Here is a 17,362-nt window from a genome sequence, read left to right as displayed (position 1 = left end):
CGAGGCGAGTGCAACGCTCCTCGCCCGCCAAGCTTTCAATTTTCGACAAAAGACAGGAGAGTTCATGAAGTCAACCGTCAACCGTGCGCCGAAGACTACGGTGAAAGCAACGGTCAAGGCCACCGCAGTCGCCGCAGCGATGCTCGGTCTATTCGCCGCGGGGGCGGCGCACGCGCAATCGAGCGTTTCGCTGTACGGGCAGGTCGACGAATGGGTCGGCGCTCAAAAGTTTCCGGGCGGCGATCGCGCGTGGAACGTCAGCGGCGGCGGCATGTCGACGTCGTACTGGGGCATGAAGGGTTCTGAAGATCTCGGCGGCGGCTACAAGGCCATCTTCACGTTGGAAAGCTTCTTCCGCGCTCAGAACGGCCAGTACGGGCGCTTCCAGGGCGACACCTTCTTCGCGCGCAACTCGTACGTCGGCATTCAAGGTCCGATCGGCACGTTCACCGCTGGCCGCCTGACGACGCAACTCTTCGTCTCGACGATTCTGTTCAACCCGTTCGTCGATTCGTACGTCTTCTCGCCGATGGTCTATCACGTGTTCCTCGGCGCAGGCACGTTCCCGACGTATCGGACGGACCAGGGCGTGGTCGGCGATTCGGGCTGGAACAACTCGGTGCAGTACACGTCGCCTGACTTCAACGGTCTGTCGGGCAGCGTGATGTACAGCTTCGGCAACACCGCCGGCGACGGCCGCTCGAAGAAGTACAGCGCGCAGTTCCTGTACTTCCACGGCCCGTTCGCGGCCACCGGCGTCTATCAGTACGTGAACTTCAACAATACGCCCGGCGACCTGACTTCGATCGACGGCTTCGCGACGCCCGGCTACAAGAGCCAGAGCGTCGGCCAGCTGGGTGCATCGTTCGACATGAAGTGGGTCAAGTTCTTCGCGCAGTACATGTACACGAAGAACGACTTCGAAGGCCCCGGCACGTTCCACGTCAACACCGGTCAGGGCGGCGTGACCGTTCCTCTCGGCCCGGGCACGGTGATGGCGTCCTACGCGTACTCGCGCAGCAACGGCGGCCTCGACCAGACGCACAAGAGCTGGGCGCTCGGCTACGACTACCCGCTGTCGAAGCGCACCGACGTCTACGCGGCGTACCTGAACGACAAGTACACGAGCCTGTCGTCGGGCGATACGTTCGGCGTCGGCATCCGCGCGAAGTTTTAAGCAGCGCACACGCCAAAACGAAAACACCGCGCTTCATGCGCGGTGTTTTTTTGCGGCTAGCGGAAAACGATCAGCCGATCGCGAGGCGCGTCTTCGCGTCGTCGTACTCGCGCTTCAGGCGCTGCACCAGCTCGGCGACGCTCGGCACGTCCTCCATCAGCCCGACGCCTTGCCCCGCGCCCCAGATTTCCTTCCATGCCTTCGCCTTGCTCGTGCCTTCGGCGAAATTCATCGCGTCCTTGTTGGACTCGGGCAGCGCGTCCGGGTCGAGCCCCGCATTGACGATGCTCTCGCGGATGTAATTGCCGTGCACGCCGGTGAAGAGATTCGTGTAGATGATGTCGGCGGCTTTCGCATCGACGATCGCGCGCTTGTACCCCTCCAGCGCGTGCGCCTCCTTCGTCGCGATGAAGCGCGTGCCCATGTAGGCGAGGTCCGCGCCCATCGCCTGCGCGGCGAGAATCGAGCCGCCGTTCGCGATCGCGCCCGAGAGCACGATCGGACCGTCGAACATGCGCCGCACTTCGCCGACGAGCGCGAACGGCGAGGTCGTGCCCGCGTGGCCGCCCGCGCCCGCCGCGACGAGAATGAGGCCGTCCACGCCCGCTTCGAGCGCTTTCTGCGCGTGTCGCAGATTGATGACGTCATGCAGCACGATCCCGCCATACGAGTGCACCGCGTCGATCATTTCTTTGACCGGCGCGCGCAGGCTCGTGATGAAAATCGGCACCTTGTGCTCGACGCAGACGCGCACGTCCTGCTCCAGCCGCGCATTCGACTGATGAACGATCTGATTGACCGCGATCGGTCCGATGACCGCTTCGGGATTCGCCGCCTTGTGCTCCGCGAGCGAGGCCTGAATCTGCGTGAGCCACTCGTCGAGCAATTCGGCGGGGCGGGCGTTCAGCGCCGGAAACGAGCCGACGATGCCCGCCTTGCATTGCGCAAGCACGAGTTCCGGATAACTGACGATGAACATCGGTGAACCGACGACGGGCAATGTGAGGTGCTGCAAGACGGCGGGCAGGGCCATGGCGCGAATCTCCTGAGTGTGTCCGGGCAGCATTGAAAGCATTCTACGAACTGGCGCTCGTTTTCGGGAAAGCATGCGCACCGGGCAAGCGAACGATCGTTCGATTATACGCGTGACATCGTTCGCGACATATTCGCCATTTCCCGAGGAAGTCTTCGGTTTCCGCGTTTGCGGGCCCTCCGGCGCCTCAGTAACCGTGCCCCCGCGCCTACAATGATCCGCAACGCCACGAACAAGAAAACATCATGTCTTTCAAAGACTACGAACCGTTTCGCGTCGATGCGGGGGGCGTCGAAATCGTTGGGATGAAAGGCGGTGACGGGCCGCCGCTGCTCCTCATGCACGGCCATCCGCAAACGCACGAAATCTGGCACAAGTGCGCCGGCGATCTCGCGAAGCACTTCACCGTGATCGCGACGGATTTGCGCGGCTATGGCGCGTCGGGGAAGCCGAAAAGCGACGCGCGTCACACGCCCTACTCGAAGCGCGCGATGGCCGCCGATCAGGTCGCAGTGATGCGTCACTTCGGCTTCGAGCGCTTTCTCGTCTGCGCGCACGATCGGGGTGCGCGTGTCGCGCATCGCATGGCGATGGACTTTCCCGATGCCGTCGATCGTCTGATGCTGCTCGATATCGCGCCGACACTCGCGATGTACGAAGCGACCGACCTCGCTTTCGCGACCGCGTACTTCCACTGGTTCTTCCTGATTCAGCCGTCGCCGCTGCCCGAGTTGCTCATCGGCGGCAATCCGAACGCGTATATCGATCGCGTGATGGGAAATCGCCATGCGGGACTTGCGCCGTTCGCGCCGCATGCCTTGCAGGCGTATCGCGACGCGCTCGCATCGCCCGGCGCGATCTTCGCGATGTGCGAGGACTATCGCGCATCGGCGAGCATCGATCTGGATCACGATCGCGCCGATCTCGAACGAGGATTGAAGCTCGCGTGTCCGCTGCGCGTGTTGTGGGGACAGGAAGGCGTGATCGAACGATGCTTCGATGCGCTCGACGAATGGCGGCGCGTCGCGCGCGACGTGAGCGGCCGCGCGCTGCCGTGCGGGCACTACATTCCCGAGGAACAGCCCGACATGCTGCTCGCGGAAATGCTCGCCTTCTTCCAGGCCGATGCACCCTGAAACCCGCGCCGGCATTGGGTCTTACGCCGATTCAGGTGATCGTTAAAGTTTTGTAGGGAAAGCACCGATGCACGTGAAATAGTGGCGCGTTACGATACGTTGGACGTTGATCACGTCCATATGATTCTGCCGCTTGCCGTAGCTGACAAGCGGCTTTCTTTTGCGCGTCCGCTTTGATCAGGCCGCCGACACCATCGCGCCGTTCACATTCACCGAACCGCCGCGCGCCAGTTCCCCGATGATCGTCTCGATGAGCCTCCGACGCTCGTTCGGCGGCGCGAGCGCGTCTGCGGCGGCGCGCATCGCTCGGGCTTGCTCCGTCATCGCGAGCACGGAATCGATGGACATCGCGCGCACTTCCATCAGCTTGAAGACGATCAGCACCTTAAGCGCGTTCTTCGCATTGCGCGCGGGATCGGCTTGCAGGTAATCGAGCCGCGACGAAGCGGTATCGAGCGCGCGCGCGACATCGGTGAACGGCGCGCCGTGGCCGGGAATCACAATGTCGATTTCGAGCGTCGAGATCAGTTCGAGCACCGCGCGCTCTTCCGCAAAACCACTGTCGCCTTCGAGCTCGGGAAAGATCACGCCGAAGCCGTTTTCCCATAACGCGTCGGCGCTGATGAGCACGCGCTTCTCCGGGCAATGCAGCATGAGCGAATGCGGATCGTGTCCCGGCGCGCCGAGCACGTTCCAGTCGAGGCCGCCGAGCGCGAGCGTCGCGCCGTTTTCGATCGTGCCCGTGAAGCCGAAACGCTCGCAGCGCTGGCCGGTTGCGCGGAACGTCAGCGCTTCTTCGTCCCACGCGCGCACGGCGTGCGCCTCGCTCGCGGGAATTAGCGTGCGGCACGCGTAGTTTTCCTGGAGCAGCGCGTTGCCGCCGCAATGATCCGAATGCAAATGCGTGTTGACGATCAGATCGAGCTTGCGCGCGCCGAGCTTCTGCTTCACGAGCGCGAGCGTTTGCGGCGCGTGCGATGCATAGCCCGAATCGACGATCGCCGTGCCTTCCTCGCTCATGAACAGCACATTGTTCGACGAGAGCCAGCCGCGCTCGAACACCGTCATGGATCCCGGAAGCGCCTTCACGCGCGCGGCTCCTTCGGCATCACGACGATGGTTGCCGTCGCCTTCATCACCGTCTCGCCGTGCTGATTGCACGCGCCGCCTTCGAGCTTCACGAGATCGCCGCCGAGGCTCGCTTTCCACTTCGCTTCGGTGACGCGCCAGAACATCGTGAGCACGTCGTTCGCCTTCACCGCGCGCGTCAGCTTGATGCCGAACTCGAGGCCGAGCGGCTGCGCGTCGCGCGAGAAATGCTCGGCGAGCATCGCCATCAGATGCGCGCTCGGTTGCGTGCCGGATGCGATCAGCGAACCGAAGCGGCTCGCGCGCGCGTAGGCGTCGTCGTGATGCAGCGGATTGAGATCGTTGACGAGCGTCGCGAAGTGTTTGATCGAATCGGGCGGCAACGCGAGCGTCGCCTCGAACGAGTCGCCGATCGTCACGACGCGCGCGCCCTGGCGGCGGCTTTCGACGCGCGCCAGCACGGCGCGCTTTTCGTCATCGTCGCAGGATGCCCACGCGGCTATCTCTTCGATGGTGCGCAGGCAACCATCGCAGAAGCCGGTCTCCGGATTCATGCGGCAGACATCGACGCACGGCGACGCCATGCCGGTCATGACTCGGCCGTCTCACGCAAGGCGACATCGACGACCGGCGCGCCCGTCAGTTCGATCAGCTCCTGCGGCGACAAATTGAACACCGCGTGCGGATGCCCGGCCGCGGCCCAGAGACTGTCGAGCGCGAGCAGGTCTTCGTCGATCAGCGTGACCGGCTCGACCGCATGGCCGATCGGGCACACGCCGCCGATCGCATAGCCGGTCTTCTCGCGCACGAACTTCGCATCCGCGCGCGCCAGTGCGCCGACGCGCGCCGCGACCTTCGCTTCGTCGACGCGATTCGCGCCGCTCGCGATCACGAGCACGGGCGCATCGTCTTCGCGGCGGCGAAAGAGGATCGACTTGGCGATCTGCGCGACCGAGCAGCCGAGACCCGCGGCGGCTTCGGCCGAGGTCTTTCCGGTTTCAGGCAGCATCACGACGTCGTGCGGATGGCCGCGTTCTTTCAACAAAAGCGCGACGCGGCGCGCGGAATCGGGTAATTGGTCGGTCATCGTGTTCCCTTTTTAGACGCAGGCAGCCGCGCCGTCGCGTTTCTTCGTGAAGATTGCCTTGCCCGCGCGCGAAGAACTCGGCTTGCCGATCGCGCGTGAAATGAAATCGCCGATATCGACCAGTTGATCGAGATCGACGCCCGTCTCGATACCGAGCCCATTCATCAGATAGACGACGTCTTCCGTCGCGACATTCCCCGTCGCGCCCTTGGCGTACGGACAGCCGCCGAGCCCCGCGACCGATGCGTGGAAGATTTCGATGCCTTCGAGCAGCGCCGCATAGATATTGCCGATGGCTTGGCCGTACGTGTCGTGAAAGTGCCCGGAAAGGCGCTCGCGCGGAAACACCTTCTGCGCCGCCGCGAGCACTTCGCGGGTGCGTTTGGGCGTGCCGACGCCGATGGTATCCGCGATGTCGATTTCATCGCAGCCGAGCGCCTTCATGCGCTCGACGACATCCACGACCGACTCGATGCTCACTTCGCCCTGATACGGGCAGCCGAGCGTGCACGAGATGCTGCCGCGCAGGCGCATGCCCGCGTCCTTCGCGGCTTTCGCGACCGGCGCGAAACGCGCGATGCTCTCCGCGATGCTGCAGTTGATGTTCTTCTGCGAGAACGCCTCGCTCGCAGCGCCGAAGATCACGATCTCGTCGGCCTTCGATTCGAGCGCGCCTTCGAAGCCGCGCATGTTCGGCGTCAGCACCGAGTAGATCGTGCCCGGACGGCGCTCGATGCCGTCCATCACGGCGGCGGCGTCGGCCATCTGCGGCACCCATTTGGGCGACACGAACGACGTCGATTCCACATTCACGATGCCCGAGCGCGCGAGCCGGTTCACGAGTTCGATCTTGGTTTCGGTCGGCACGAACTCCTTCTCGTTCTGCAGACCGTCGCGCGGCCCGACTTCGACGATTTTCACTTTGGACGGAATCATGGCTGTCTCCCTTTATTTGCGATGCGATGCGTTCAGTATCCGCGCTTGAAATCGACGATGCCGCTGATCGGCTCGCCGCGCGCGAGCGCTTTGATCTTGCCGGCGATCTGCACGATGCTTTCGTCGCGCAGCGTTTCCGCCGAAATATGCGGCGTCACCGACACGCGCGGATGCGTCCAGAAAGGATGATCCTGCGGCAGCGGTTCCGTGTGGAAGACATCGAGCGTCGCGGCGGCGATCTGGCCGCTGTCGAGCGCGGCGAGCAGATCGGCATCGACGAGATGCGGCCCGCGCGCGACGTTCACGAGATACGCGCCGCGCGCGAGCCTGCCGAACGTGCGCGCGTTCAGAATGCCTTCGGTGTCCGGCGTATGCGGCAACAGGTTGATGAGCACCTTCACGCCGTCGAGAAACGTGTCGAAGCGTTCCGGGCCCGCATGGACCTGCACGCCTTCGATCGTCTTCGGCGACCGGCTGTAACCGCGCACCGGCACGCCGAGTTTCAGCAGTCCCTTGGCGACTTCACCGCCCAGCACGCCGAGCCCGAGCACGCCGACCGTGAACGACTCGCGCGCATGTTGCGGCAGCTTTTCCCAGCGGCCTGCGCGTTGCAGGGCGTCGTATTCGTCGAAGCGGCGCAGATAGCGCAGCACGCAGTAGGTCGCATACTCGACCATCTGCTGCGCCATGCCGGTATCTTCCAGACGCACGAGCTTCGCGTTCGGCGGCAGCGTGCCGGGTTCGTTGCGTTCGACTTCGAGAATCGCGTCGACGCCCGCGCCGAGATTGAACACGGCCTGCAGATCGGGACGGTTCGCGAAGAGTTCGTGCGGCGCACGCCAGACGATCGCGTAATCGGCGGGCGCGGTGTCGCCCGGCTCCCACACGCGCAGGTCGGCATCGGGTAACTCGCGTCTCAGGCCGCCGAGCCATGCATCGAGATCGGCGCCCTTTTCGTAGAAGATGATTTTCATGCGTGGCCGTGTCCGCACGAGCGCTCAGCGCTCTCGACGCCGACGTTCTGCGCCGACTCCGCGCGCATGCCGAGACGCTCGATCAGCTTGCGGTCCGCTTCGGCTTGCGGGTTGCTCGTCGTCAGAAGCTGGTCGCCGTAGAAGATCGAATTCGCGCCGGCGGCAAAGCACAGCGCCTGCAGCGCTTCGTCCATCTGCTCGCGGCCGGCGGACAGACGCACCATCGCTTTCGGCATCGTGATGCGCGCGACCGCGATCGTGCGCACGAACTCAAACGGATCGAGCGCCTCGACGCCGGTGAGCGGCGTGCCCGCGACCTGCACGAGATTGTTGATCGGCACCGATTCCGGATACGGCTCCATGTTCGCGAGCTGCGAGATCAGCCCGGCGCGCTCGCGCCGCGATTCGCCCATGCCGACGATCCCGCCGCAGCACACGTTGATGCCCGCATCGCGCACGTGTTCGAGCGTGTCGAGACGATCCTGATACGTGCGCGTCGAGATGATCTGGCCGTAGAACTCGGGCGACGTATCGAGATTGTGGTTGTAGTAATCGAGACCGGCGTCGCGCAGCCCTTGCGCCTGATGCGCTTCCAGCATGCCGAGCGTCACGCAGGTTTCGAGGCCCATCGCCTTGACGCCGCGGATCATGTCCTTGATCGGCTCCAGATGACGATCCTTCGGATTGCGCCACGCCGCGCCCATGCAGAAGCGCGTCGCGCCGTTGGACTTCGCGGTTTCGGCGGCCTTCAGCACTTCGTCCACGTCCATCAGCTTTTCGGCCTTGAGGCCCGTGTCGTGATGCACCGACTGCGGACAGTACGCGCAATCTTCCTCGCAGCCGCCCGTCTTGATCGAGAGCAGCGTGGAAAGCTGCACCGCGTTCGGATCGAAATTTTCGCGATGCACGGTCTGCGCGCGATAGAGCAGATCGTTGAACGGCAGGTCGTACAGCGCGACGACATCGGCGACGCGCCAGCGCTGCATCGGTTGCGGCGTGGTCGTGGCGGTCGTGGAAGTGGTCTCTGCGGCGGTTTGCTGTGTCATGAGGTCAATCCTTTCGATGAAGCTGGTCTGTCAGAAGGCCGATGTCGAGCGAATCGGCGGCGCGCCGTGCGTCGTTCGGCGCGAGATGCGGAATCACGCCGATGAGCGGCGCGTCGATGCGTTGCCTGAGCGTTGCGATATTTTCGTCCGGATACAGCATGTTCGGGTCGACGCGATTCGCGACCCAGCCCGCAAGCTTCAATCCGCGCGACGCGATGGCTTCCACGGTCAAAAGCGCGTGACTGATGCAGCCGAGCCGCATGCCGACGACGAGCACCACCGGCAGATTCAGCGCGAGCGCGAGATCGGCGGTGTCGTGCGTGTCGGTGAGGGGCACGCGAAAGCCGCCGACGCCTTCCACCACGACGATATCCGCTTTCGTCATCGCATGGCGATGCGCGTCGACGATGCGCCCGATATCCAGCGCGATGCCCTCACGCGCGGCGGCGATGTGCGGCGCAATCGGCTCGCGCATCATGAACGGCGTGCGGATGTCGTTCGGCAGCGCGACGTTCGCGGCGGCGTCGAGCTGGTCGGCGTCTTCGTTGTGCAGCACGCCGTCGCGCTCGATGGCGCCCGACGCGATCGGTTTCATCGCGGCGGTGCGCAGGCCGGCGTGTGCGAAGCCATGCAGCAACGCAGCGGAGACGAAGGTTTTGCCGATTTCCGTATCGGTTCCGGCGACGAATAACGATAAAGCGGTCATAGCGTATTCAAAGCGTGATCGAGGCGCGCGAGATCGTCCTCGCTGTGCGCGGCGGAAAGCGAAATGCGCAGGCGCGACGTGCCTTGCGGAACGGTCGGCGGACGAATCGCGGGCACCCAGAGGCCGTGCTTGTCGAGCGCGGCGGCGATTTCCAGCGTTTCGTCGTTGCCGCCGATCACGAGCGGCTGCACGGCGGTGTGTGAATCGACTGGCATCCAGCGCGTGCGTTGGAGCATCGCGCGGGTCGTCTCGATGAGCGATGCGAGATGCGCGCGTCTTTGATCGCCCTCGTCGCCGCCGATGATCTTCACGCTCGCCGACACCGCATGCGCGACGGCCGGCGGCGACGCCGTCGTGAAGATATACGGACGCGCGCGCTGCACGAGCCATTCGACGACGGTTTCATGCGCCGCGACGAACGCGCCCGCGACGCCCGCCGCCTTGCCGAGCGTGCCGACATAGACGAGATGCGGCGAGCGCAGCGCGTAAGCGGCAAGTGCGCCGCGCCCTTGCGGACCGAGCACGCCGAAGCCGTGCGCATCGTCGACGACGAGCCACGCGCCGTACTTTTCCGCGAGCTCGACGAGACGCGCGAGCGGCGCGATATCGCCGTCCATGCTGAACACGGTGTCGGTGACGATGAGCTTCGTTGCGGCATCGTCGCGCGAGGCGTCGAGCATCGCGTCGAGCGCTTCCATGTCGGCGTGCGGATAAATCTGCGTCTGCGCGCGCGACAGCCTCACGCCGTCGATCAGCGATGCGTGGTTCAGCGCATCGGAGAACACGATCGTGCCGCGCCCGGCCAGCGCGGTCACCACCGCGAGGTTCGCCATGTAGCCGGTGCTGAAGTACAGCGCGCGCGGGTTGTCGACGAAACCGCCCGAGAACGCGGCGAGATCGTCTTCGAGTTGCGCGTGCGCGCGCGAATGGCCGCCGAGCAGATGCGAGCCGCCGCTGCCCGCGCCGTACAGCGACGCGCCTTCCGCGAGCGCCGCGCGGATCGCTTCGTGCGCGGCGAGGCCGAGATAATCGTTGCTCGCGAAGCCGATGATCTCGCGGCCATCGACGGTCATGTGCGCGGAGCACGCGCTGTCGATCGTCTTGCGGCGGCGTCGCAGGCCGCGCGCGTCGATATCGGCGAGACCTTGCTTCAGCGTTTCATACAGCGCTTGCGATGTGTTCGTCATGCGGCGTCTCCGCGAAGCGTGGCGTCGAGCGTGTCGCGCGTGCGTTGCGCGAGGAGCAGGAGTTCGTCGTCGGAGAGGATGTACGGCGGCATCATGTAGACCGTCGTGCCGATGGGGCGCATCAGCAGTTCGCGCTTCAATGCGTTCGCGAAGAAGCGTCGCGAGAACGTCTTGTCGTCGAAATCGACATCGAACGCGAAGATCGTGCCGCGCTGGCGCAGATTGCGCACGCGCTCATGTTCGAGAAGCGGCTGCAACGCTTCGTGCAGCAACGCGGACTTGCGCCGGTTTTCCGCCAGCACGTTCGCGCGCTCGAACAGATCGAGCGTCGCCAGCGCGGCGCGGCACGCGAGCGGGTTGCCCGTGTACGAATGCGAATGCAGAAAGGCGCGGGTGATGTCGTCGTCGTAGAAGGCGGCGTAGATGTCGTCGCGCGTGAGGACGATCGAAAGCGGCAGGTAGCCGCCGCTGATGCCCTTCGACAGGCAGATGAAATCCGGCCAGATGCCCGCCTGCTCGCACGCGAAAAAAGTGCCGGTGCGCCCGCAGCCGACCGCGATTTCATCGGCGATCAGATGCACGCCGAATTCGTCGCACAACGCGCGCAATTGCGTGAGATACGACGCGTCGTACATCGCCATGCCGGCCGCGCATTGCACGAGCGGCTCGACGATGACCGCAGCGAGTGTCGACGCACGTTGCGCGAAAAGCGCGCGCATCGCAGCGATGGCTTCATCGACGCCGACCGCCGCCGGCGACGCGACCACATGCGCGTGACGAATCAGCGGATCGTATGCGTCCTTGAAAATGGCGACGTCGGTGACGCCGAGCGCGCCGATTGTTTCGCCGTGATAGCTGTTCGCGAGGCACGCGAACTCGCGCTTCTCGCTTTGCCCGCGATTGCGCCAGAAGTGAAAACTCATCTTCAGCGCGATCTCGACCGCCGACGCGCCATCGGACGCGAAGAACGCATGTCCGAGCGTGCGGCCGGTGAGCGCGGAAAGGCGCTCGGCCAGTTCCACGGCGGGCGCGTGCGTGCAGCCCGCGAGCATCGCGTGTTCGAGCGTGTCGAGCTGATCCTTCAGCGCCTGGTTGATGTCGTCGTTCGCGTGTCCGAAGAGGTTCACCCACCACGAACTGATCGCATCGAGATAGCGGTTGCCCTGCGGATCGTAGAGCCACGCGCCCTTGCCGCGCGCGATCGGCACGAGCGGCACGCGCTCGTGATGTTTCATCTGGGTGCACGGATGCCACACGGCGGAAAGCGAGCGGGCAACCCAGTCCTGATTGGCTTCTGTGTTCAAAAACGGCTCCCAGGCCCGCGCGCGCGGTGCGGACCGGATACGTCGGGCAAGCGTCTGGACGCTTGCGTTGCTGGGAAAACTGCGCGATTCAATTATCGCTAAAAGATGGCCAACCTTCCGTAATCGGAAGGTTTTTTGGCCATGCGCGCGCGCCCAACGGAAATGCGAAAACGCGCTATCGCGCGCAACTTCGTTCATTTCGAAGCGTTGTCGACGTTTTGGCGCGGAAGATGCGGGTTCGACAAAAGCGAACGCCGGCGCGAAGGCCGGCGTTCGAAGAAAGCGGGAAAGGCGTGTTCAGCGCGATGCGGTCTGCGTTTCGGCCGCCTGATCGTTCCAGACGACGCGATTGTTCACCGCATAGAGCCTGCACGGATCGGCGCTCTGCTTCTGGCAGCTCGCGATGGCGACGGCCATCGGATCGTCGCCGCCTTCGGCCCACGACCACGCGCCGGAATCCGACACGGCGAACGCGCGGCTCGAATACTGCGAGAGGAAGTTGCGATATCCGGCGCGGCCGGTTTCATCGACGTACGGCACGGCCTGAACCGAATCGAGATCCGCGAAGCTGGTCGCCTTCGGCATGTCCGGCTCGGACACCTGATACTGCACGGCGGTGGGCATCCCGATCTGCGCGAGGAAGGCCTTCACGCGCGGCCACCAGATCTGCACGCCGTCGCGATCGCCGACGAGACGATGCGCGTCGTTCTTGTAGGTGCCGAAATCGACCATGTTCGCGCGCGCGCCGTGCGACGTGAAGGCGGTGTACATCTGCACGGAAAGATCGCCTTGCCAGACCGAATCGTTGTCGCCGTAGAGCCACAGCGACGGCAGGCGCACGTTCTGGCCGTAATCGCCGAACGCGCTGACGAGATTCTTTTGCCATCCCGTGCATTCGTCCTGGCGCAGGCCGCCCGAGAAATTGATGAGGCCGCGCACGCCGGGCGCCGCGACGGCATCGCGCGCGCCGTAGGCGATGGTCGTCAGGCCGCCATGCGACGTGCCCGCGACGACGATACGCGTCTTGTCGATATATGACTGCTCGCTCATGTACGCGACGGTCGCCGCGACGTCCTGTGCCTGTGCGAAACCGTTCGCCTCGACGTCGCAGCCGTGGCCGGCGTACTCGCCGCCCGAGCCCGCGAAGCCGCGGCGGTTCGGCACGACCACGACATAGCCGTGGCGCACGAATTCACGCGCGAGCGCGACCGGACGATTGCGCGGCTGCGCGTGCGAGTCGCCGGGCAGCTTGCCGTGATTGAAGACGATCATCGGGAATGGGCCGGCGCCGTCCGGCTTGAACACCGTGGTTTCGAGCGCGATGTCGGCTTCGGGAATTTCGATGACGGCTTCGTTCAGACCATTCGACACGGCGGGCAGGCCGGCGTCGAGCGAATCGGGAATGCGGGAAAGCGGCTGGCCGAATGCGGGCGCCTGAAGACCTTCGGATTGACGGACGCCGCCGATCGGTTCGGCGCGCACGGCGGACGTGACGAGTGACGTCGCGAGCGCGCACACCATGCTGCATCCGACCAACCAGGTTCTGATCGCCATCCGTGAACTCCGACTGCGCTTCCGATAAACGTTGATACGGCGTGCCCAACGCTTTTTGAAGTCACAAACCTACCGCGCTGCTCGTGATGAGCAGTATCGACTGCGGGTTCCGGGAGTCATGCCAGGAACAGGCATGACAATTGGCTTCAAAACGGGGCTTCGCTGCGAGTGCCCGGGCACGGAGATGACTGCGCCCTGACATGAACAGAGATTAACCGTTCAAAATTGCACTGCACAATAAGTGCTACCCCGTAACTGTTTAATCTGAAAGGAAATTCTTAGGAAATTAATACCGTGCGCCACCTCATATTTCTTAAAGACATATTTACTTTTCTTTTATCTGACCATCGACGTAAATCCAGTTTCCGTCGCTGTTGCGCGTGAAGCGGCTGGCCTCGTGCAGCCGGTGCGCGCGCCCGTCCACCTTGTAGCGCGCGACGAACTCGACTTCCTCGTGGTCGGCGTCGATCGGCGTGTGACGTTTGATCTGCAGGCCGAGCCAGCGCGTGCCGCTGTCGGATGCGTCGAGATCGGGCGGGCAGGTCGATTCGGCCCATGTCGCACGAAGATAGGCCGTGTCGCCGAGCACGTACGCGGTGTAGCGCGAACGCATCAGTTCCATCGCGTTGGCGGGCTTTTCGCCGCCGTCGATGAAACGCCCGCAACACGCTTCGTAGCGCGGCGCGCGTGCATTCGGACGCTGGTCGGGCGCGGCGCCGCCGCAGGGACAATCCACCGGCTTCATTGATCGACGCCCGGCATTTCGACGTGCCGCGGCTGGCTGTGCACGCGTTCGAGCCACGCGCGGATCGCCGGATAGCGCGACAGGTCGACGTTCGCTTCATCTGCGACGTGTGTGTAGGCATAGAGCGCGATATCGGCGACGCTGTAGCGCTCGCCAGCGAAGTATGTGCGCGTGGCGAGATGCTGCTCCATCACGTCGAGCGCGCGATAGGAACCGGCGATCTTCTCGGGCAGGCGGGCATCGCCGGGATTCTTCTGAAACTGCAGGATGAAGCGCGCCACGGCGACGAACGGCTCATGGCTGTACTGCTCGAAGAACATCCATTGCAGCGCTTGCGCGCGTTCGAGGCGATCGGTCGGCATGAGCGGCGTGCCATCGGCGAGATAGCAGAGGATCGCGCCGGATTCGGAGAGCGTGGTGTTTTCGTCGATGACGAGCACCGGCACCTTGCCGTTCGGATTGAGCCGCTTGAATTCGTCGGTGCGGGTCGCGCCGTGCATCATGTCGACTTCATGCCACACGTAAGGCAGGCCGAGTTGTTCGAGGACGAGGCGAACCTTGTAGCAGTTGCCCGATGCGGAAACGCCGTGTACCTGATAAGTCACATTCCCTCCGGTTTCACCATTCGAGCTTCGTGCCGTCGTACTGCACGAAGGTTCCGTTGAACGCGTCGCGCATCGCGCCTGCTTCGGCGATCACCGCGCGCATGCCCGACACGCTGTGCGCGACGTCGATCGCCGCCGATGGTCCGCCCATCTCGGTGCGCACCCAGCCCGGATGCAGCGCGATGCACGCCGAATGACGCGACTCCAGCGACGCCACCTTCAACGCGGAATTGAGCGCGGCCTTGCTTGCGCGATACAGCCAGCCGGTCGTGCCGCTCGTCTCGCCGATGCTGCCCATCTTGCTCGACACGACCGCGAACACGCCGTTCGCGGCATCGGTGAGCGGCAGCAGCACGGGAATCAGTTGCATCGGGCCGCGCACGTTCGTGTGCATCACCTGATCGAAATCGTCTGCGCCGATGGTTTCGACGCCTTCCGTGCGCGGACCGTACACGCCCGACACGACGATCGCCACATCCAGCTTTTCCTCGTCCAGTTGCCACTCGAGCGCGGCGATCTGCTCGGGCTGCGTGACGTCGAGCGGGAAGGTTTGCGCGCCCATCGCGTCGAGCGCGGAGAGCGAGGATTTGTCGCGGGCCGTGGCGAGCACGCGCCAGCCATCGCGACAATATTCACGCGCGAATTCGTGGCCGAGGCCGCGCGACGCACCGACGATCAATACCGTTTTCATGACCGACATGTTCCTTGTGTGGACGACCTTGCGACTATAGCGCGCGACCCGCTGTCGCTGCTCGTTCGTCAGCCGTTCGGCTATCGTTGTGCGCTTTCAGAAAAGTAAGACCCGAAAGATGGTGCATACCGATATCGTGATCGTCGGCGCGGGGCCGGCGGGTTTGTGTTTGGCGAATGCGTTGAGCGGGGCGGGGTTGTCGATCGTGCTCGTCGAGCAGCAGAGTCACGACGCGCTGCGCGAGCCCGCGTTCGACGGACGCGAGATCGCGCTGACGCAGCAGTCCGTCGCGTTTCTGAAGACGCTCGGCGTATGGGAGCGCATCGATGCGCACGCGAAATCGCAGCTCGCGGATGCGCGCATCTTCAACGGGTCGTCGCCGTTCTCGATGAAGATCGGCCATGCGCTCTCGGGGCATGCGGAACTGGGCTGGCTCGTGTCGAATCATCTGATCCGGCGCGCGGCGTTCGACGCGTTCGAGCATCGCCGAGCGTCGGGCGCGGACATCCGCATCTTCGCGTCCGGGCGCGTGATCGATATCGATACCGATGCCTGCGGTGCGCGCGTGCGGCTCGAAAGCGGCGAGACGATCGCGGCGCAACTCGTCGTCGCGGCGGACAGCCGCTTCTCGGCCACGCGGCGCATGGCGGGTATCGCCGCCGACATGCACGACTTCGGCAAGTCGATGCTGGTCTGCTGCATGACGCACGACGCGCCGCACGATCATGCGGCGTGGGAATGGTTCGGTCATCGGCAGACGCTCGCGCTGCTGCCGATGAATCCCGATCCTGAGACGGACGCGCATCGGTCGTCGGTCGTGGTGACGCTCGACGCGCGCGACACTGAGCGATTGAGCGCGCTGGATCCCAATGCGTTCAATCGAGAGATCGAACGCCGCTTCGAGCGCAGGCTCGGGTCGATGACCTTGCGCACGACGCGGCATGTTTATCCGCTGGTGTCGGTGTATCCGAAGCGATTCGTGGCGAAGCGTTTCGCGACGGTCGGCGATGCGGCGGTCGGCATGCATCCGGTCACGGCGCACGGGTTCAATTTCGGGCTGGCCGGGATCGAGTTGCTTTCGCGCTGCATTTACGATGCGCATGCGGCGGGGCGCGATATCGCCGGCGATGCGCTGCTTGCGCGATACGAGCAAGAGCACCGGCGGGAGACGCGGCCGCTTTATCTGCTCACGCGATTGATCACCGAGATCTATACGCGCGACTCGTTGCCCGCGCGGATCGCGCGTGATGCGATGTTGCGCATCGGCGAAAGATTGACGCCGTTCAAGCGCGCAGTGGCGATGTCGTTGGCGGGGCGGTGAAGGGGTCGTTGCAGTAAATTCCTATATCGTTTGGATGACTAGGGATGCTTATTAAACAGGAGTAAAGTCTCGCTACTCGCAACGCTCAGACGAGGAGCAGACTATGTTCAAAATCATTCAGGGAACTTTACCGTCGAATATCGACGAGGAAGAGCTTCGGGAGATACAGGCGGATGCCGCCCGACGGCGGAAGATCGAGACGGAGGTGCGACGGCAGATGGGCGAGGAGGTAGATTACGAACCGGCCGACTTCATCCAGGCGCTCATGAGTTTCCCGAAGATCGACTGCGACGACTCCATTTTCGATCGTCACGCCAGCAGCGGAGATTCGGATGTTTCTGGCTGATACGAACGTCATCAGTGAGACGAGAAGAGAGGAGCGCGCGAACGAAGGTGTTCGGGCGTTCTTCGACGGCGCTAAACGAAGAAACGAAACAGTGTTTCTGTCCGTCGTTACTGTCGGCGAACTTCGACGTGGCGTCGATGCGCTTCGCCACAGAGGTGACGCTCCGCAGGCAGCAAATCTGGAAGCGTGGCTCAAAGGCGTCTTGCGCAAATACGACATGACCATCGTGCCGGTGGACAGGAACATCGGAGAGTTGTGGGGGCGTCTCCGCGCCCGGCATCCCGAGCCTGCCGTCGACAGGCTTATTGCAGCAACGGCCCTGGTTCACGGTTTGACGGTAGTCACGCGCAATGTCAGGGACTTCGAGCGCGTGGGAGTGAAAATGCTGAATCCCTTCGACTAGCAACCACGCCGGCCCCGGCGCG

The 17,362-nt window shown here is 64.0% G+C and carries 19 protein-coding genes; 5 read left to right on the top strand and 14 right to left on the bottom strand.

All coding sequences use genetic code 11. The features are described 5' to 3' along the window. Positions 1-64 precede the first annotated feature (64 nt). Complete coding sequence (locus ACEN42_RS15005; protein ID WP_187608760.1) at positions 65-1,177, top strand: porin; 1,113 nt, start codon at positions 65-67, stop codon at positions 1,175-1,177. A 70-nt stretch (positions 1,178-1,247) separates the two neighbouring features. Here the strand turns inward: ACEN42_RS15005 and ACEN42_RS15000 are convergent, their stop codons facing one another. Then, entirely contained in the window at positions 1,248-2,210 is a 963-nt protein-coding gene (locus tag ACEN42_RS15000) for a nitronate monooxygenase family protein (RefSeq protein ID WP_187608759.1), read from the bottom strand. Between the two features lie 245 nt (positions 2,211-2,455). On the opposite strand from ACEN42_RS15000, the gene ACEN42_RS14995 reads away from it, so the two are divergent. Then, the gene (locus ACEN42_RS14995) at positions 2,456-3,346 is read left to right on the top strand and encodes an alpha/beta fold hydrolase (RefSeq protein ID WP_371880335.1); all 891 of its coding nucleotides are present in this window, start codon (positions 2,456-2,458) and stop codon (positions 3,344-3,346) included. A 177-nt stretch (positions 3,347-3,523) separates the two neighbouring features. Here ACEN42_RS14995 and ACEN42_RS14990 read toward each other — a convergent pair whose 3' ends face one another. The 13 genes from ACEN42_RS14990 to ACEN42_RS14930 all read right to left on the bottom strand — a co-directional run bounded on the left by ACEN42_RS14990 (position 3,524) and on the right by ACEN42_RS14930 (position 15,270). Then, a complete protein-coding gene (locus tag ACEN42_RS14990) occupies positions 3,524-4,435 on the bottom strand; it encodes an MBL fold metallo-hydrolase (RefSeq protein ID WP_371880334.1) in 912 nt (303 codons plus the stop codon). Further along, positions 4,432-4,989, bottom strand: a complete 558-nt coding sequence (locus ACEN42_RS14985; RefSeq protein WP_371881134.1) for a DUF1289 domain-containing protein — start codon at positions 4,987-4,989, stop codon at positions 4,432-4,434. Before ACEN42_RS14985 ends, ACEN42_RS14990 begins: the two co-directional genes overlap by 4 nt. Before the next feature lie 35 nt (positions 4,990-5,024). After that, positions 5,025-5,522 (bottom strand): YbaK/EbsC family protein, encoded by a 498-nt coding sequence (locus ACEN42_RS14980; RefSeq protein ID WP_371880333.1) that lies wholly within the window; start codon positions 5,520-5,522, stop codon positions 5,025-5,027. Positions 5,523-5,534: 12 nt separating this feature from the next. Continuing rightward, on the bottom strand, positions 5,535-6,458 hold the full coding sequence (locus ACEN42_RS14975; protein ID WP_371880332.1) for a hydroxymethylglutaryl-CoA lyase: 924 nt from the start codon (positions 6,456-6,458) through the stop codon (positions 5,535-5,537). A 32-nt stretch (positions 6,459-6,490) separates the two neighbouring features. Then, positions 6,491-7,432: a 2-hydroxyacid dehydrogenase gene (locus tag ACEN42_RS14970; protein ID WP_371880331.1), complete on the bottom strand. Its 942-nt coding sequence runs from the start codon at positions 7,430-7,432 to the stop codon at positions 6,491-6,493. Further along, positions 7,429-8,478: a biotin synthase BioB gene (bioB, locus tag ACEN42_RS14965; protein ID WP_187608752.1), complete on the bottom strand. Its 1,050-nt coding sequence runs from the start codon at positions 8,476-8,478 to the stop codon at positions 7,429-7,431. Before bioB ends, ACEN42_RS14970 begins: the two co-directional genes overlap by 4 nt. Before the next feature lie 4 nt (positions 8,479-8,482). Continuing rightward, a complete protein-coding gene (bioD, locus tag ACEN42_RS14960; protein WP_371880330.1) occupies positions 8,483-9,184 on the bottom strand; it encodes a dethiobiotin synthase in 702 nt (233 codons plus the stop codon). Beyond that, positions 9,181-10,371 carry an 8-amino-7-oxononanoate synthase gene (bioF, locus tag ACEN42_RS14955; RefSeq protein WP_371880329.1) on the bottom strand — a complete coding sequence of 397 codons (1,191 nt, stop codon included), beginning with the start codon at positions 10,369-10,371 and terminating at the stop codon, positions 9,181-9,183. Before bioF ends, bioD begins: the two co-directional genes overlap by 4 nt. Then, positions 10,368-11,675: an adenosylmethionine--8-amino-7-oxononanoate transaminase gene (locus ACEN42_RS14950; protein ID WP_371880328.1), complete on the bottom strand. Its 1,308-nt coding sequence runs from the start codon at positions 11,673-11,675 to the stop codon at positions 10,368-10,370. Before ACEN42_RS14950 ends, bioF begins: the two co-directional genes overlap by 4 nt. Positions 11,676-11,972: 297 nt before the next feature. Then, entirely contained in the window at positions 11,973-13,229 is a 1,257-nt protein-coding gene (locus ACEN42_RS14945; RefSeq protein ID WP_371880327.1) for a dienelactone hydrolase family protein, read from the bottom strand. Between the two features lie 325 nt (positions 13,230-13,554). Beyond that, entirely contained in the window at positions 13,555-13,974 is a 420-nt protein-coding gene (locus ACEN42_RS14940) for a YchJ family protein (protein WP_371880326.1), read from the bottom strand. Beyond that, complete coding sequence (locus ACEN42_RS14935) at positions 13,971-14,579, bottom strand: glutathione S-transferase family protein (protein WP_371880325.1); 609 nt, start codon at positions 14,577-14,579, stop codon at positions 13,971-13,973. Before ACEN42_RS14935 ends, ACEN42_RS14940 begins: the two co-directional genes overlap by 4 nt. Before the next feature lie 13 nt (positions 14,580-14,592). Next, the gene (locus ACEN42_RS14930) at positions 14,593-15,270 is read right to left on the bottom strand and encodes an SDR family oxidoreductase (protein WP_187608745.1); all 678 of its coding nucleotides are present in this window, start codon (positions 15,268-15,270) and stop codon (positions 14,593-14,595) included. Between the two features lie 118 nt (positions 15,271-15,388). Here ACEN42_RS14930 and ubiM point away from each other — a divergent pair, with 118 nt between their 5' ends. From ubiM to ACEN42_RS14915, 3 genes are all read left to right on the top strand, one after another. After that, complete coding sequence (ubiM, locus tag ACEN42_RS14925; protein WP_371880324.1) at positions 15,389-16,591, top strand: 5-demethoxyubiquinol-8 5-hydroxylase UbiM; 1,203 nt, start codon at positions 15,389-15,391, stop codon at positions 16,589-16,591. Positions 16,592-16,694: 103 nt separating this feature from the next. After that, positions 16,695-16,937, top strand: coding sequence for a hypothetical protein (locus ACEN42_RS14920; protein WP_371880323.1), 243 nt, complete (start codon positions 16,695-16,697; stop codon positions 16,935-16,937). Continuing rightward, entirely contained in the window at positions 16,924-17,340 is a 417-nt protein-coding gene (locus ACEN42_RS14915; protein WP_371880322.1) for a type II toxin-antitoxin system VapC family toxin, read from the top strand. Before ACEN42_RS14920 ends, ACEN42_RS14915 begins: the two co-directional genes overlap by 14 nt. The last annotated feature ends 22 nt before the right edge of the window (positions 17,341-17,362 follow it).

Source organism: Caballeronia sp. S22, from assembly GCF_964261745.1.
GTDB classification, from domain to species: Bacteria; Pseudomonadota; Gammaproteobacteria; order Burkholderiales; family Burkholderiaceae; genus Caballeronia; species Caballeronia jiangsuensis.
This window is presented reverse-complemented; position numbering and strand designations above follow the sequence as displayed.

Bases quoted from the DNA above. Each gene is read 5' to 3' on its own strand.
- ACEN42_RS15005 (WP_187608760.1), top strand. From the start codon at position 65: ATGAAGTCAACCGTCAACCGTGCGCCGAAGACTACGGTGAAAGCAACG.
- ACEN42_RS15000 (WP_187608759.1), bottom strand. From the start codon at position 2,210: ATGGCCCTGCCCGCCGTCTTGCAGCACCTCACATTGCCCGTCGTCGGT.
- ACEN42_RS14995 (WP_371880335.1), top strand. From the start codon at position 2,456: ATGTCTTTCAAAGACTACGAACCGTTTCGCGTCGATGCGGGGGGCGTC.
- ACEN42_RS14985 (WP_371881134.1), bottom strand. From the start codon at position 4,989: ATGAATCCGGAGACCGGCTTCTGCGATGGTTGCCTGCGCACCATCGAA.
- ACEN42_RS14980 (WP_371880333.1), bottom strand. From the start codon at position 5,522: ATGACCGACCAATTACCCGATTCCGCGCGCCGCGTCGCGCTTTTGTTG.
- ACEN42_RS14975 (WP_371880332.1), bottom strand. From the start codon at position 6,458: ATGATTCCGTCCAAAGTGAAAATCGTCGAAGTCGGGCCGCGCGACGGT.
- ACEN42_RS14970 (WP_371880331.1), bottom strand. From the start codon at position 7,432: ATGAAAATCATCTTCTACGAAAAGGGCGCCGATCTCGATGCATGGCTC.
- bioB (WP_187608752.1), bottom strand. From the start codon at position 8,478: ATGACACAGCAAACCGCCGCAGAGACCACTTCCACGACCGCCACGACC.
- bioD (WP_371880330.1), bottom strand. From the start codon at position 9,184: ATGACCGCTTTATCGTTATTCGTCGCCGGAACCGATACGGAAATCGGC.
- bioF (WP_371880329.1), bottom strand. From the start codon at position 10,371: ATGACGAACACATCGCAAGCGCTGTATGAAACGCTGAAGCAAGGTCTC.
- ACEN42_RS14945 (WP_371880327.1), bottom strand. From the start codon at position 13,229: ATGGCGATCAGAACCTGGTTGGTCGGATGCAGCATGGTGTGCGCGCTC.
- ACEN42_RS14940 (WP_371880326.1), bottom strand. From the start codon at position 13,974: ATGAAGCCGGTGGATTGTCCCTGCGGCGGCGCCGCGCCCGACCAGCGT.
- ACEN42_RS14930 (WP_187608745.1), bottom strand. From the start codon at position 15,270: ATGAAAACGGTATTGATCGTCGGTGCGTCGCGCGGCCTCGGCCACGAA.
- ubiM (WP_371880324.1), top strand. From the start codon at position 15,389: ATGGTGCATACCGATATCGTGATCGTCGGCGCGGGGCCGGCGGGTTTG.
- ACEN42_RS14920 (WP_371880323.1), top strand. From the start codon at position 16,695: ATGTTCAAAATCATTCAGGGAACTTTACCGTCGAATATCGACGAGGAA.
- ACEN42_RS14915 (WP_371880322.1), top strand. From the start codon at position 16,924: ATGTTTCTGGCTGATACGAACGTCATCAGTGAGACGAGAAGAGAGGAG.